Here is a 14,345-nt window from a genome sequence, read left to right on the forward strand (position 1 = left end):
GCAATCCGGGCTGCCGGCCGTTGAAAGCATCTCCCCCGACTCGTGACCGGCGGTGATGATTACCCGGAGGGCTTGGTCCCGGTCAGAAGTCCGGATGCGTGCCGGTGCGGCGATCGCGGTCAACCGGCCCCGGCTCCTCGGCTGCCTCGGGCGTGGCGATCCGGGCGAGTGCCGTGGCCATCGCCGCACGGATCTGTGCCCGGCCGGCATCGTGATCGGCGGTCTCGACGACCACGCAGCGGGCGGTCGTCGAGAGGTCCCTCAGCAGCCGGCGGATCCGCCGGTCCCAGGCGTCCGCTGTCGGCGATGGCTCGTCCGCGCCGTGGTCGAGCAGGATGGTGAAGTCCGGCCGGAGACGGCCGACCGTCCACTCCGCGACGCCCGCCAGCTCCTCAAGGTCGAGTCCGGTTCCGTCCTGTTCCAGCGGCGAGTCGATCAGGCGCTCGATCACGACGATGGCGCTGGACTCGAGCGCCGGCCGGACCTCGCGCTCGACGATGTCGGCCCGCACGGCGGCCGCGGCGAGCACTCGGGCTCGCGCGGTGGTCACCGACGCGCCGGACAGCAGCGTCTGCAGCCGCGGGTCGCCCCAGCCCGGGTCGGCGGCCAGCACCACCGTGCCGGTGCCCGATCGCTGGAGCCAGTCGGCGAGGTCAGCCGCGTGCGCGGCGGTGTCCGCCGACGGGCTGCCTTCGACGGTGACGACGAACCCGGTCGCCCGCACCGGCCGACGCCGCACCGCGGTACGCGCCACGGCGAACATCCGGCCGGCTCGCCGACCGTTCATCTGCCGATAGGCCAGCACCCCGGCCCCGCACGCCAGCACCGCGGCTCCGAGCAGCACAGGCCGCGTCCCGTCGACCACCACGTCGTGGCCGAAGACGGTGAACGTCCGTTGCCGGGTGAGGCCGATCAGCAAGGGAACGAGGGCGAGCGCACCGCCCAGCACCACCTTCAGCAGTGCCTGGTAGATCGCGTTGACCCGGCCGCGCACGTCGTCGGCGACCTGCGACCCGATGATCGTGACGCCCGTCAGGAACGTCGCGCCCGCACTGGCGCCCACCAGCACGACCGCGACCAGGGACACGAACAAGTGCGGCGACAGCGCGACGAGCACCAGCGAGAACCCGGCCAGCACGATCGCGAGACCGAAGAACCGCTCGTGTGAGACCCGCGCCGCCAGCTTGGGCGCACTCACGATGCCCACGCTCAGACCGACGAACACCGCGGCGAACAACAGCCCGAACCCGGCCTGCCCGGCCAGCACGCTCTTCGCGTACGACTGCGCCGACCCGACCACCGCTCCCCCTGCCGCGAAAGCCCCGACAGCACCGATGATCAGCCCTCGCACAAGCGGAGTCGTGCGCACGAACCGCCCGACGTCCCGCACCATCGCCGTGAATCCGCCGCCGGGCTCGCCATCCGCCGCGCGACGCGCAACCACGCGCTCCGACAGCTCCGGAATCCGCCGCGCCACCGTGAACGCACTGCCCAGGTAGAACACCGCAGCGAGAGCCAGAGCCAGCTTCACCGAGCCGTTGGCCCCGAGCAGATCATCGGGCAACCGCAACGACGGGCCGACGCCGGTCAACGCGTACAGCCCACCGGCCGCGACCACCGTGATCCCATAGGTCATCACCAGGCCCAGCTCGTTCGCGGTCTCGACCTGATCCGGCCGCCGCAGCAGGTTCGGCACCGCGGCGTCCTTCGCCGGGATCCACAGCATCGCCACACTGCTCGCGAGAAAGCTGCCGGCGAACGGCCACCACGGCACGTCCACCACCACGATCGACAGCAGCAGACAGCACCGCAGCACGTCACCGACGACCATCACCGCGCGCCGGTCGAACCGGTCCGCCAGCAGGCCGCCCACCGGCGCGAACAGTAAGCCCGGAAGCAGGTTGCTGAACACGACACCCGAGAACGCGAAGTTCTTGGCCGTGTAGCTGCCCGCCGCGTTCGCGACCAGGTCGGCCACCCCCAGCAGCGCAAGCCAGTCGGCCGTGCTGCACAGGAACGTCACACCCCACAGCCGCCGGAACGGACGAATCGCCAGGACCCGCCGGACCCGGTGCGGCAGCGAAGAGCCGTCCGCTGTCATCGCCACCGCCCGGTCGACGCCAAGGCAACCAACGGTCGGTCAGGATTCGGACATTCGACGGGCAATGACAACGTGACACACTCCGCGAACAGCAGGGACGGTCCTGGCTCAAGCTGTGTCCGGAACGTACACCAGCTGATCAACCGACCTTGTCCGCCGTCGAGCGGGGCCGCGTGGGCGAACCCGCGAGCCGGACCCGGCCACGGCCGGTCATCCACGGGAATCGTCTCGTGCCAACCGAATCAGCCGACAGCAATGCCCCGGCGAAACTCGGAGACAATGCCCCGGCCCTTCCCCAGCAATGTCCCGCGCGCGACCACCCACATGGTCTACACCGGACCACAAAGCCCCTGCACACCCGTAGTGAGCCGAGGACAAACCTTGTCGCCGATGATCACACACCGCTGATCATCTCGACTGGCACTGGGTGCTGCGCGCCGGATCGGCGCTGGTCGCGATCCACGCCTACGGGCGCAGGATCGAAGCGATGCGCGCGCACGACCGATTCGTGATGGCGATGCGCCGGGCCGCGGAATTCGCAGCGGAGGGCCGGATCGTGGACTGGCGAACGAAATACCGGGCCCGCGGCTGAAAGCTCGTTCGTCGGGCGAATGCCTCCAAGCCCCGGCCAAACAGCCGCTGCCCGCCGGCCTTGTCGCGATCCCGCTGTCCGACCCCGTGCCGAGCGACCTCGGCGTGACGTGGCCGAAACTCGGCGCGAGCCCGCAGGACCGCATCGCCGGGGACAGCGGGCTGGACGAGCGCCGGCATGGGCCAGACCGCGGCCACCGGCGAGCACCCACACCCGAAGTCGTCGTCGACTCGGCGAGTCCACTTTGGACTGACCCGGGACTTCCTGTCCGATGTTTCCGAGTACTCCGGGAAATCACCAACCGGGTCGGGGTGCTCGTCTCCGCGACAAGGTTGTCTGCGCCACGGTTGACACCCGTTCACGAGCCGCCGCACACTCGGAAGCCACCCACCTCCGAGGCACCGGGAGGCCTCGATGACCGTCGACCACCTCAACCCCGAGACCCTGTCCCCGCCCGTGATGGACCTCTACTCGCAAGTGACCGTCGGCCCGCCCGGCGCGCGGCTCGTGGCGATCGCCGGGCAGGTGGCCCTGGACCGCGACGAGGTGCTGGTCGGCCCGGGCGACCACGCCGCGCAGGTGTTCCTCAACCTGCGCGCGGCACTCGCGGCCGCCGGCTGCACGCCGGCCGGCCTGGTCAAGTACACGATCCACGTCGTCGACTCCTCGCCGGCGCTCATCGAGCCCATTTTCGCCGCGGCCCAGCGCGTGTTCGGCGACGAGTTCCCGAAGGTCGCGAGCACGTGGCTGGGCGTGTCGTCCCTTGGCCTGTCTGACTGGCTGATCGAGGTCGACGCGCTGGCCGTCACCACCACACCGGCCTGAACCGCGGTTCACCCAGAAGCGGAGGCACGGTGGCCATGCAACTCGGCCTGCACGCACTGGGCATCGGCACCGGCGCCCGCCGGGCCGTGATCGACGCGGTCGCCGTGGCGGCCGAGGCGTGCGGCTTCGCGACGCTGTGGTCGGGCGAGCACGTCGTGATGGTCGACCGCGCGTCGTCGCGCTACCCGTACTCCGCCGATGGCCGCATCGCCGTCCCGGCGGCCGCGGACTGGCTCGACCCTTTGATCGGCCTCAGTTTCGCCGCCGCGGCCACGTCGACCATCCGCGTCGCCACGGGTGTTTTGCTCTTGCCCGAGCACAACCCGATCGTCGTCGCCAAGCAGGCCGCGAGCCTCGACGTCCTGTCCGGCGGCCGCCTCACCCTCGGCGTGGGCGTCGGCTGGTCGCGCGAGGAGTTCGACGCGCTCGGCGTGCCCTTCGCCCGGCGGACGGCGCGGACTGAGGAGTACGTGGCCGCGATGCGCACGTTGTGGCGCTCGGACGTCGCCTCCTTCATGGGCGACTTCGTCCGGTTCTCATCCATCCGCGTGAATCCGAAACCTTGTCGCGCCACCATCCCGATCATCTTCGGCGGCAACAGCGACTCGGCGCTTCGCCGCGCCGCCACCCTGGGCGACGGCTGGTACGGCTTCAACCTCGACGGCGTTCCCGAGGTCGCCGATCGCTTGGACTTCCTCGCAACGCAGGGCCGAGACCTCGCCGAACTGCGGATCGCCGTCGCCCTGCGCAATCCCGCCCCTGGCGACGTCGCGGAGCTGGCCACACTGGGCGTCGACGAACTGGTGATCGTCGACAGCCCGCCCGACGATCCGGGGCCGGCGACGGAATGGGTCTCAGCTCTGGCCGACCGCTGGCTCCCCGCCTAAACCTGCGACACCCCAACGGCCGTTGCTGCGCCAGAATCATCCACAGTGGACCGGACGCTTACTCCGGATACGAGAACCGCGTCAGCAAATCCATCAACTTCGCCGGCTCACCTGGCCGCAGGTGCGACACCAACTCCTGCGCCGGCCCCACCGCGTCATCGTGCGCCGCGTCAAACGCCGTCAACCCGGCTTCGGTGATCTCGACCTCACGCACGCGCCGGTCCCCCGGCACGGACTTGCGGACCGCGAACCCCTTCTCCTCCAGATCGTCGACGACCCGCATGATCCCGGCCTTGTCCGAGCCCGTCGCCTCGACCAGGTCCCGCTGCGTGGTCGGCCCTTGGTCCACCAGGATGATCAGCACGGCGAAGTGCCGCAGATCCAGCCCGTGCGGCCGCATGGCGGCTGTCATCGTGCTCGCCACTCGCGCGTGCGCGCGGCGCAGCAGCAACCCCAGCGCGAACGGCGAGTCATCCCCCGGACGATCAGTCGCCCGCGACTTCCCACTCATGCCCGCATTCTACCTCGACTGATACGGTTTCATCCGATACGGAGGTCGCCCGTGTTCAGCCTCGGAGTCACACCCCGCCCGGCGGAGCTCACCGCCGCCTTGCCCGGCGACGACCTCGTCCCCCACGCCGACGCTGTCATGGACCGCGCCTTCACCCTGCCCGCCCCGCCCGAGCGCGTCTGGCCCTGGTTCGCCCAGCGCGGCAAGAACCGCGCCGGCTGGTACGGCGACGGTCGCGCTCCTTCGTGAGCTGCCCGGACAGCCGGTCGACCACCGCTCCCCCGACCTCCGCGGCGATCTCGTGGTCGCCGAGCCACAGCTTCGTGGCCGTCCGCACGGCGACGGTGCCGAGCGCGATCAGCGCGGTTTCGACGGGCATGGCGGTCATCCAGTCCCATCGGCACGCGGCCGGACACGGGTTTCGCCTGAAAGCACCAATACGACCCCAGCCTATTCCTACCGAAGAATTGTACAAGAATCGTACAAACTCGGTTCACGCGACGGTTTGACACTTTCCCGAATCGCGTGCAGAAATGGTCGTCATGCGAATTCCCCGAGTGCTCCTCCTCGTGCTCGCCGTCGCCGCCGGCGCGCTCGCGATCCCCGGCACCGCGAGCGCCGCCTACAGCGATCCGCTGACCACCACGACCAAACAGAGCCTGGTCTGGCACGCCACCCCGACCGCCGCGTTGACGGCGCTCGACAACGCCCTGCCCAACGTCAGCCTCAACACCGTCGTCAACGACCCCAGCTACCCCACCACCGGCTGCACCGCCGCCGAAAAAGCCGCGCTCCCCAAGGCGCCGGTGGCCACCACGTCCTTCTGCTGGGACACCGACCGCGCGAACAGCGCCACCTGGGTCCCCCAGGGCATCACCACCTCCGGCGACGCCGACGACGACGGCATGTGGGGCGCCGACAAGATCATCCTGTCCGGCTGGCACAGCGGCGACGCCCTCGGCCGCTACGACGACGCCCGCATCATGGCCGTCAACTACGACAAGCCGGCCGCGCCCACCAACCGCATGGTGTACCTCGCGGTCCCCAACAGCACCGGCTCGAGTTTCACCGCCGCCAAAGCCCACATGGGCGGCATGGCCTGGTACGGCGACAAGATCTACGTCACGGCCGTCGGCAACACCTCCACCGCCATCCGCGTCTTCAGTACCAAACACATCCTGCAGATGAGCGACACGACGTCCAACTCGATAGGCAAGACGTCCGCCGGATACGCCGCCTACACCTACAAGTACGCCCTGATGCAAATCGGCTACTACACCTACGCCGGCGGCACCTGCAGCATGCAGTCCGACACCGGCGTCCCCTGTTTCTCCTCGATGTCACTGGACCGCACCACCTCGCCCGCCACCATCGTCACCACGGAATACTTCGCCGACCAATCCCTCCACGGCCGCCTCTACCGCTACCCCACCGGTGCCGACTACCTCCTGGCGAGCACGGGCACCACACCCGCCACCGAGGCCTTCCGCAGCTCCGTCGGCAACATGCAGGGCGTCCTCTCCCACAACGGCAAGTGGTACGTCTCCCACAGCTCCGCCACGCTCAACGGCCAGCTCTGGACCCAGACGACCACTGCGAGCAACTCTTCGACCTGCAGCTCCCCCGCCACGACGGCCTGCTGGGCAGTGCATCCGGAAGCCCTGACGTACGACTGGTCCACCGGCCTGGTGTGGTCCCAGTCGGAATGGTCGACGACGGATTGCTCCGCCCAGGGCCAGACGTGTGGCCGCTCGGTGTTCGCCGTGCCGCTGTCTTCCCTGCCGGCCTGACGGGCTGACGGTTCCTGGCGCTTCGCGCTCCTTGTCACGGAGCGCGAAGCGCCGCTTTCATCTCAGCGAGGTAGTTGTTGTAGTCCGACTGCGCGAGGACCGGGTGGCTCCAGGCCGGGGCCCATTTGGTCGGGTCCCAGACAGCCTCGTCGTTCGTGACGTCCGTCCGGATCGAGGTGTGGTTGGTGATCCGGACGACTGCTTCCTGGCCGGCCTTCGAGACGATCCAGTCGTCGAAAAGCCGGGCGGCGTTGGGGTGCGGCGAGTTCTTGACGACGTCGATCAGGCTGAGCGACGCCGGCAGCGGGGTGCCGTTGGCGAAGTCCAGTTCGCCCGGAGTCTTCCGCTTCAGCGCCGAGGCCTTGTAGCCGTACGCGGTCGCCGCGATGGGCGGCTCGCCCGCCTGGACGTTCGTCAGCGACACGGTGTGGCTCTGCACGAAGCGCGGTGAGTTCGCGCCGAGTGCCTTCAGCAGCGCCAGCGCCTTGTCGTGTCCCATGGCGATGATCAGGCTGTCGTACCAGTTCACCGCGTAGGGGTCGATGGAGAACTGGCCCTTCCACTCGGGCCGCGTCAGGTCCTCCCACGACTTGGGTGCCGTCAGTCCGCGCTGCGCCACCACGGCCGGGTTCCACGCCAAGACCGTGGTGAGCACGTAGACGACGCCCTGGTAACCGGCCGGTAGCGTCAGGCCGCCAGGCAGCGGCGGCGCGTCCTTCGGCTGGTAAGGCTGCAACGCGCCGGCCTGCACGAGCTGCGCGATCTGCGGCCCCTCCCCGGAGACGACGTCCGCGTTGTACTTCCCGCCGCGTTGTTCGGTGATGATGCGCTGGGGCAGCTCGGATGCGCTGGGCCGCAACGCGTTCACCTTGACGTTCGGGTACGTCTTGTTGAAATCGGCGATGATGGGCTGCACGTCGGTGTCGGCGAAGGTCGTGTACCAAACGACGGCCCCCTCCTTGGCCGCGGCGGCCGCCAGCTGAGCGGGACTCAGCTTGTCGGCCGCGGCCTGGGCCGCCGAGTCATCACCCGCCCCACCACCACACGCGGCGACCGCCGTGACCACAAGCAGGGCCGCGAGCGGCCGGGAGATCGAGCGCCACACGTTCATAACCGTCCCTTCGGCGAGGGCGGCCACCCTTCAACGCGGGGCGGCGACTCACCTCGGCGTGAGTGCGGAATCGACGCTCAGCATTATGGACTATTGGTAGGACGATTTGTCAACCGCTGCGGGCCGCGTGCCGACGTCGACGGGCCCGACCTTCGACGAACCCCCGGGGCCCGGCGGCTCGGCACGACCGTCGAGCACCTCGCCGAAGAACGCGGCGTTGTCCAACTGCCAGGCAGCGGTGCTGTCATGTGGTGTTGCGCACCAACCTCAATGGGCGTCAAGCGCAGCGGCGGGTCACGTTGTTCCACGACACGGGCCCCGCGCTGCAGTTCTCCACTGCACAGGTGAACTGCGGGGAAGAGGTCAACCTGTTGCCCGACAACAGTTGCGGTGCATATGGCGCCGGGTCTCCCGCCGTCAGCGCCGCTGGGACAGCGGCATCCTCTACAGTAACCGACTCGACAACTCCAGCGAGTGCTACGGCGCCGTGAACGGAAGCTTCCCGCCGGCAGGTTATCCGTCGTATCCCCTGGGAACGCTGGAAGGCGCGTATTTCAACTATGACGACTCGCAACCAACCGCGAGCACAGGCGGGCTGGCCCTGCGCTCGATGCCCTGCACGCTGATCACTACTGCCGCAACGTCGGGTCGGTCAGGGATGTGCACCCGTCCGGTCGGTGTGGGAACGCTCTTGCGCTGCCGAACCAGGCGCACCCCAGTTCGATCAGACATCGGTGAAGACGTCGGCCAGCCATCGTTTGCGCCCAGCGGGCCGCCGGCCGTAATGCCTGCAGACTCTCCAGAGGCTCCGAAACGAGGCTGTACCAACTCCAGGGTGCTGCGGCGTTCGCGGGTGAGGATGACCCGCTCGACTGCGGCACCCCACCGCACACCACAACTTCGAAGCCCCGCCAGTGCGGCCAGGGCGTCGCCCCATCGCGGATGTGCCCGCGATCCGGCGGGAACGCGGGCACATCGCGACTAGCTCAAAGCGGTGGGCGAAAGGCTCACTTCTCCGCGGCGCGACCGGCGAACCGCTGCATGAAGTCGGCAGACTCCTTCGCCGTGATGATCACGTCGTAGTAGCCGTCCTCGGTCGGCCAGGTGACGACGCTGTGCTTGCCGGCGGGCACCTGGATGGTCGTCTTCCTCCCGGCGAAGTCGTTCGCGGTCAGCGTGTAGGTCACTGACCGGCTGCCGTCGGCGGACAGGGTGAACTCGACAGTCGCGTCGGCCGACTTGCCCCGACCGTCCGACCGCGTGTTTCCCTTGACCAGCCGAACGTCGACCCGCGGCTGGGCCGAGGTCCGGTCGTTGGCCGGGACGACGGTGCCGGCGAAGGACCGGATGAAGTGGTCGGGCCCGTAGAAGGTGAACGCGTACTTGCCGTTCGTCGCCTTGGTGTCCCAGGTATACGAGTTCGACCGCTGGTTGCCGGCCGTGAGCGGCAGCGCGTCCTGGCCGATGCCGAGCGGCTCGGCGCCGACGAGGGCGGGCACGTACTTGTCGGCCAGCCCGACCAGGTTGACCGCCTTGCCGCCTGCGCCGCCTTCGACGGTGAAGGTCGCGGTCGCGGTGCCGGTGTTGTGGTTCTCCACGAGGACGCCGTTGGGCTGGAACGACAGCGGGCTCCGCTTCGCCTTGCCGGTGATCTGCTGGGTCGGCATGACCTGCGCACCGACGGCCGGCTGGGGCACTGCCGGCAGGCTGGCATCAACGACGACCGACTTGAGCAGGTCGGCCGGTTTCGGCAGCTTCGGGAACGACGTGTCGAAGTTGCCGAAGTCGATCGCCGAGAGCAGGTTGCCGGAGACGCTGCGCCGCCAGTCGTTGATGTTCTTGCAGATGGCCGGCTTGCCGAGGCTCTTGGTCCACTCCTCGATCAGCTGGATCGTCGAGGTGTGGTCGAACACCTCGGAGTTGACGAAGCCGCCACGGGTCCACGGCGAGACCAGCACGAACGGCACGCGACCGCCGAAGCCGGGCTTGATTCCGGGTGCGCGCTCACCGACGGTGCCGACCTCCGGGATCGGCGGGACGACGTGGTCGAAGAAGCCGCCTTCACCGATGCGGTTCGCGTGGTCGGGCTCGTCGTAGTTCAGGATGATCAGCGTCGACTCCCACAGTTCGGGGTTGTCGTGCACCGCCTGGATCACCCGGTCGGTGTAGACCGCGCCGTTGTTCGGGGCGTACGTCGGGTGTTCGGTCCACGCCGCGGGCGCGACGACCCAGGACACCTCGGGGAGGTCGCCCGACTCGCAGTCGGCGATGAAGTCCCCCAACACGTAGTCGAGGTTGGAGGTGTCGTTCTTGATGCCGGCGGGCTGCGTGGTGTGGGCGTGCACCACGTTGCCGCGGGCGAGCAGGCCCTTGCGGGGCTGAGTGTTCTGCGGGTTCGCGTTCGCCGGGTCGAACGCCGCGAACGAACGGACGGTGTTGTCGGTGTAGTCGCCGAGGAAGTTGTCGTCGGTGTCGTTGTTGACGTAGATCTGCCAGCTGACGCCGGCGTCCTGCAGCGTTTCCGGGTAGGTCTTGAACTTGTAGGCGTAGCCGTAGTCGCCGTTGTTGTTGATGACCGGACCACCCTGGGTGCCGGCCGCGTCGTTGGTGCCGGCCCACATCATGATGCGGTTCGGGCTGGTGCTGGTGTCCAGCGAGCAGAAGTAGTGGTCACCGATGGTGTACGCCTTGGCGATAGCGTGGTGCCACGGCACATCGGCTTCCATGAAGTACCGGTTGCGCGCGCTGGAGTTCTGCGCGTTGTACTTCAGGCTGTCGGCGTGGTAGGGCAGCAAGTAGCCCTCGGCGCGGCTGTTGGGGTCGTAGTAGATCGTCTGGCCGTTCTGCCAGGTCAGCACCTGCTTGTCACCGAACCCGCGCGCGCCGGCCAGGTCGAGGGTGCCGAAGTAGTGATCGAACGACCGGTTCTCCTGCATCAAGATGACGACGTGCTTCAGGTCCTTGATCGTGCCGGTGCGATGCCGGTTCTGCGCCGAGTTCGAGCCGGACTTGCCGTCCTGTGCGGCGTCGGCCAGTGCGGCGCCGGCCGGTGCGGCCTCGGCCGGGACGGCCGACAGCCCGCCGGCGGCGACCGCGGCACCCGCGGCGCCCGCGGCCTGGATCAGCCGGCGCCGGCTGATCCGGTTGCGCTCCGTGGCCGATCTGTTGCCGTCCGCGGATGCCGAATCGTTGTCAGACATGGGTTTAGTACCTGACCTCTCGTGGTGGGGAGTCCCGCAAGTCAACTGCCGCAGGTCTTGACACCGCGAGAATCAGGTAATGAACGTTCCGGAAAGTCTCAGGACGTCCGCCATCTCGACCTGCCCGGCCGGTCACACGCTGTTCACCGGTGCGCAATGGGCACCATCGAATGCGTTCATGACCGACACCCAGGCTTGACTCGATGAGCAGCACGACGGCCTCGGCCACACGATCCCTGCCGTCGAGCCGCACGCAGCCCATCGTGCTGGTCGTCGGCTCGCCCTACGGCATCGACGACTGGCTCGGCGGACCGGCCGGCCGCTACGACTTCGTCTTCGTCAACAACGAGGGCGCCGGCGCGGAGATCTACCTGGAGGACCCCGCGACCGAGCGGATCTACGTCGAGGTCGAGCACTTCGGCCGCGGCGTCAGCCGCGCGGTCACCGCATCGGTGCCGCCCGGAACCTACCGCTGGGTCTGCATCACCGACTACACGATCAAGTACAGCCGGCCGGTCATCGTCACAGGTGACCCATTGCCCTACGACGTGTACGGGATCATCCCCGTGACGGGGCTCGACCTGCGGATCCCGATCAACACCTACGTCGACTGGATCACCGGACAACTGCCCGCGCTCACCGAACAGGTCAACCGGCTGCGCTGCGACCTGCAAGCCGGCGATGCAGCGGCCGCCAAAGACGACTGGCTGATCGCACACCTCACTTACGAGACGCTGGGCGGCGCCTACCGGGCGTACGACGAGACCGGTGACGACATCAACGCCGACCCGCCGCGCGGCGTCGCCCCCGCCCGCCTCGCTGACGCGGACTTCACCGGCTTCCGCAAGATCGAGGCGATGTTGTGGCACGACCGGCCGCTGGCGACGATCGTGCCGCATGTCGATGCGCTGCTCGAGGCGATCGGCCGGCTCGCCGACGAGCTGGCGCTGCCGAACGCGATCACGCCGATCGACATGGGTCGCCGGGCTCACGAGATCCTCGAGGATGCCCTGCAATGGGACCTGAACGGGATCGGCGACGCCGGCAGCCAGACCGAGCTGGCGACGGTGGACGCGAACCTCACCGGGGTCTGGCACGCTCTGGATCCGCTGCGGCCGATGCTGCGCAAGCAGAACCCGTACCTGGACCAGACCGACCAGCAGCTGCGGGTCACCCAGCAGTTGGTCCGCAGCCACCACCACGCCGACGGCTGGGTCGGGTTGGCCGCACTGACCGTTCGGCAGCGGGCCTTGGTCAATGCGGCAATGCAGCACAGCGTCGAATTGCTCTCCCACGCCGCGGTCGTCATCGACCCGCGCAACGCCACCCGCGACCGAGGCCCGATCACCCATGACTGACCACGACATCGCCGTACCGGCGCGCCTGCCGTTCGAAGGTGCCCACCAGGCCGGCATTCTCGAGCCTCCGCAGCGCGCGGCGGTCGTCGTCGCGTTCCTCGTGACCGCGGCCGACCGGCCGGCGCTGCGGCGGATGTTCCAGACGCTGACGGCGACGATCCGCTACCTGGTCGCCGGGGGCGACGCACCGGCCGGGCGTGGCAGCGACGACGGGCTCGTGTCGACCCCTTACGAGAACGGCGTGCTCGGCCCGGGTACGGTGCCTGACGGTCTCACCGTCACGGTCAGTGTCGGTGCGAGCCTGTTCGACGACCGGTTCGATCTCGCCGGCGTCAAACCGGCCCGGCTGCGCGCGATGGACGAGTTCCCGAACGACGCGCTCGACCCCGAGCGCTGCGACGGCGACCTCCTGTTGCAGATCTGCGCCGATCACCCTGACACCGTGCTGCACGCGCTGCGCATCCTGATGCGCGCGACCCGGGCCGACCTGCAGGTGCTGTGGCGTATGGAGGGCTTCACCAGCCCGCCACGGCCGAGTGGGACGCCCCGCAACCTGTTCGGCTTCAAGGACGGCACAGCCAACAAGGAGATCCTCGACGATGCCGATGTCGTCGATCAGCTGGTGTGGACCAAAGCAGGCGGCGACGAACCGGACTGGGTGACCGGCGGTTCCTACCACGTGGTCCGCCTGATCCGCATGTTCGTGGAGTTCTGGGACCGCATCTCGATCAACGAACAGCAGCGGATCTTCGGCCGCGACCGGGCCACCGGCGCACCACTGTCGGGCCGGCGCGAACGAGTTCCCGGCGAGGACGAGTTCCAGCTCCCCAGCTACTTCAGAGATGCGCACGGCAACACCGTGCCGCTCAACGCGCACATCCGGCTCGCCAACCCCCACGACGGCACCGCCGACGAACGCCGGATGCTGCGCCGCGCCTTCAACTACAGCGCCGGCATCGAGCCCAACGGCCAGCTCGACATGGGGATGATCTTCATCTGCTTCAACGCCGACCTCGACCGGCAATTCGTCGCCGTCCAGACGCTGCTCATCGACGAACCGCTGGTCGACTACATCTCCCCATTCGGCGGCGGCTACTTCTTCGCCCTGCCCGGCGTACGCGATGCCGACGACTGGCTGGGTCGCGGCATGCTCGACTGAACGGTCGCCGGGCGGGCGTTCCAGGGCACGTCAGCCATGAACCTGAACGGGATCCTTGGGCCCATCCGAGCTGGGGACCATCCGTCCTGGTGGAGCTGCATCGCTTGGTCGATGTCGATCGGGGCGGGAATAGCCCTGGATGTTTGGTCCGGACACCGTTGCGGGTGAAGAACTTACCGACGGTTCGGCGGTCGATGCCGAACTGTTCGCCCAGCACAAGGACAGTGGCCATAGGCTTGTAGCCGGCGATGAGCGCTGGCTTCTGCTCGGCATTGAATTACCGCGGCGAGCCCCGTTGAGTAAGAAGTGAAAGGCCGTCTTGGGAAAGCCGGTTCCCAAGACGACGACAGCGAAAGCCACCAGCGAAACTTGCCCGTACGTCAACACGGAGGAGTTCATCGAGGACAAGTATCCGGTCGACGGACGCTACGCCGTCTCCATCGATTGCAGAGTCGCCCAGAACGGCTTCCTGACGGTGCGGCCCCGCAAGATGCTCCGTAATCGCGGTTTCGAAACGGTCGAGGCGTTCCTGGCCTGCGACGGCTCGTGGGCCCGCGCGGCGCGACGGCTGCACGTCCACGTCGACACTGTGCACTACCGGATCGAGCGCGCCGCGGAACTCCTCGGCCGTGATCTGTCCCAGCTCGGCGACCGCCTCGACCTGTTGGCAGCACTGCGCTGTTGATCCACTGTGGACGGGCCGGGGGGGGCCCCCCCCCCCGCGGGGCCCCCCCCCCGGGGAGGGGGGCAACACAACAGCGTCACCCCCCCGGGGGCCCCCCAACCCCCCCGGCCCCGCAAACGCCCCCCC

Annotated in this window: 12 protein-coding genes; 8 read left to right on the top strand and 4 right to left on the bottom strand. The window is 68.6% G+C overall.

Annotation, left to right across the window (positions count from 1 at the left end; translation table 11 throughout):
• Positions 1–82: 82 nt before the first annotated feature.
• The gene (locus AB0H62_RS43330; protein ID WP_360592168.1) at positions 83–2,101 is read right to left on the bottom strand and encodes an MFS transporter; all 2,019 of its coding nucleotides are present in this window, start codon (positions 2,099–2,101) and stop codon (positions 83–85) included.
• A gap of 427 nt (positions 2,102–2,528) precedes the next feature.
• On the opposite strand from AB0H62_RS43330, the gene AB0H62_RS43335 reads away from it, so the two are divergent.
• From AB0H62_RS43335 to AB0H62_RS43345, 3 genes are all read left to right on the top strand, one after another.
• Positions 2,529–2,693 carry a hypothetical protein gene (locus AB0H62_RS43335; protein WP_220240334.1) on the top strand — a complete coding sequence of 55 codons (165 nt, stop codon included), beginning with the start codon at positions 2,529–2,531 and terminating at the stop codon, positions 2,691–2,693.
• A 414-nt stretch (positions 2,694–3,107) separates the two neighbouring features.
• A complete protein-coding gene (locus AB0H62_RS43340) occupies positions 3,108–3,518 on the top strand; it encodes a Rid family hydrolase (protein WP_220240333.1) in 411 nt (136 codons plus the stop codon).
• A 35-nt stretch (positions 3,519–3,553) separates the two neighbouring features.
• A complete protein-coding gene (locus tag AB0H62_RS43345; protein WP_360592176.1) occupies positions 3,554–4,405 on the top strand; it encodes an LLM class F420-dependent oxidoreductase in 852 nt (283 codons plus the stop codon).
• A 58-nt stretch (positions 4,406–4,463) separates the two neighbouring features.
• On the opposite strand, the gene AB0H62_RS43350 is transcribed toward AB0H62_RS43345, so the two are convergent.
• Positions 4,464–4,916, bottom strand: coding sequence for a MarR family transcriptional regulator (locus AB0H62_RS43350; protein ID WP_220240331.1), 453 nt, complete (start codon positions 4,914–4,916; stop codon positions 4,464–4,466).
• 51 nt (positions 4,917–4,967) lie between these two features.
• Here AB0H62_RS43350 and AB0H62_RS43355 point away from each other — a divergent pair, with 51 nt between their 5' ends.
• On the top strand, positions 4,968–5,165 hold the full coding sequence (locus AB0H62_RS43355) for a hypothetical protein (RefSeq protein WP_220247888.1): 198 nt from the start codon (positions 4,968–4,970) through the stop codon (positions 5,163–5,165).
• A 293-nt stretch (positions 5,166–5,458) separates the two neighbouring features.
• Complete coding sequence (locus tag AB0H62_RS43360; RefSeq protein WP_255637988.1) at positions 5,459–6,706, top strand: hypothetical protein; 1,248 nt, start codon at positions 5,459–5,461, stop codon at positions 6,704–6,706.
• Between the two features lie 34 nt (positions 6,707–6,740).
• On the opposite strand, the gene AB0H62_RS43365 is transcribed toward AB0H62_RS43360, so the two are convergent.
• On the bottom strand, positions 6,741–7,817 hold the full coding sequence (locus tag AB0H62_RS43365; RefSeq protein ID WP_220240330.1) for an extracellular solute-binding protein: 1,077 nt from the start codon (positions 7,815–7,817) through the stop codon (positions 6,741–6,743).
• A 1,007-nt stretch (positions 7,818–8,824) separates the two neighbouring features.
• Positions 8,825–11,017 (bottom strand): alkaline phosphatase family protein, encoded by a 2,193-nt coding sequence (locus tag AB0H62_RS43370; RefSeq protein ID WP_360592169.1) that lies wholly within the window; start codon positions 11,015–11,017, stop codon positions 8,825–8,827.
• Positions 11,018–11,220: 203 nt separating this feature from the next.
• On the opposite strand from AB0H62_RS43370, the gene AB0H62_RS43375 reads away from it, so the two are divergent.
• The 3 genes from AB0H62_RS43375 (at position 11,221) to AB0H62_RS43385 (ending at position 14,219) form a co-directional block, all read left to right on the top strand.
• Complete coding sequence (locus AB0H62_RS43375) at positions 11,221–12,375, top strand: EfeM/EfeO family lipoprotein (RefSeq protein ID WP_360592170.1); 1,155 nt, start codon at positions 11,221–11,223, stop codon at positions 12,373–12,375.
• Complete coding sequence (locus AB0H62_RS43380; protein ID WP_360592171.1) at positions 12,368–13,534, top strand: Dyp-type peroxidase; 1,167 nt, start codon at positions 12,368–12,370, stop codon at positions 13,532–13,534. Before AB0H62_RS43375 ends, AB0H62_RS43380 begins: the two co-directional genes overlap by 8 nt.
• A 319-nt stretch (positions 13,535–13,853) precedes the next feature.
• Entirely contained in the window at positions 13,854–14,219 is a 366-nt protein-coding gene (locus tag AB0H62_RS43385) for a helix-turn-helix domain-containing protein (RefSeq protein ID WP_360592172.1), read from the top strand.
• Positions 14,220–14,345 lie beyond the last annotated feature (126 nt).

The sequence above is a fragment of the Amycolatopsis sp. NPDC050768 genome, from assembly GCF_040654155.1.
Classification (GTDB): Bacteria; Actinomycetota; Actinomycetes; order Mycobacteriales; family Pseudonocardiaceae; genus Amycolatopsis.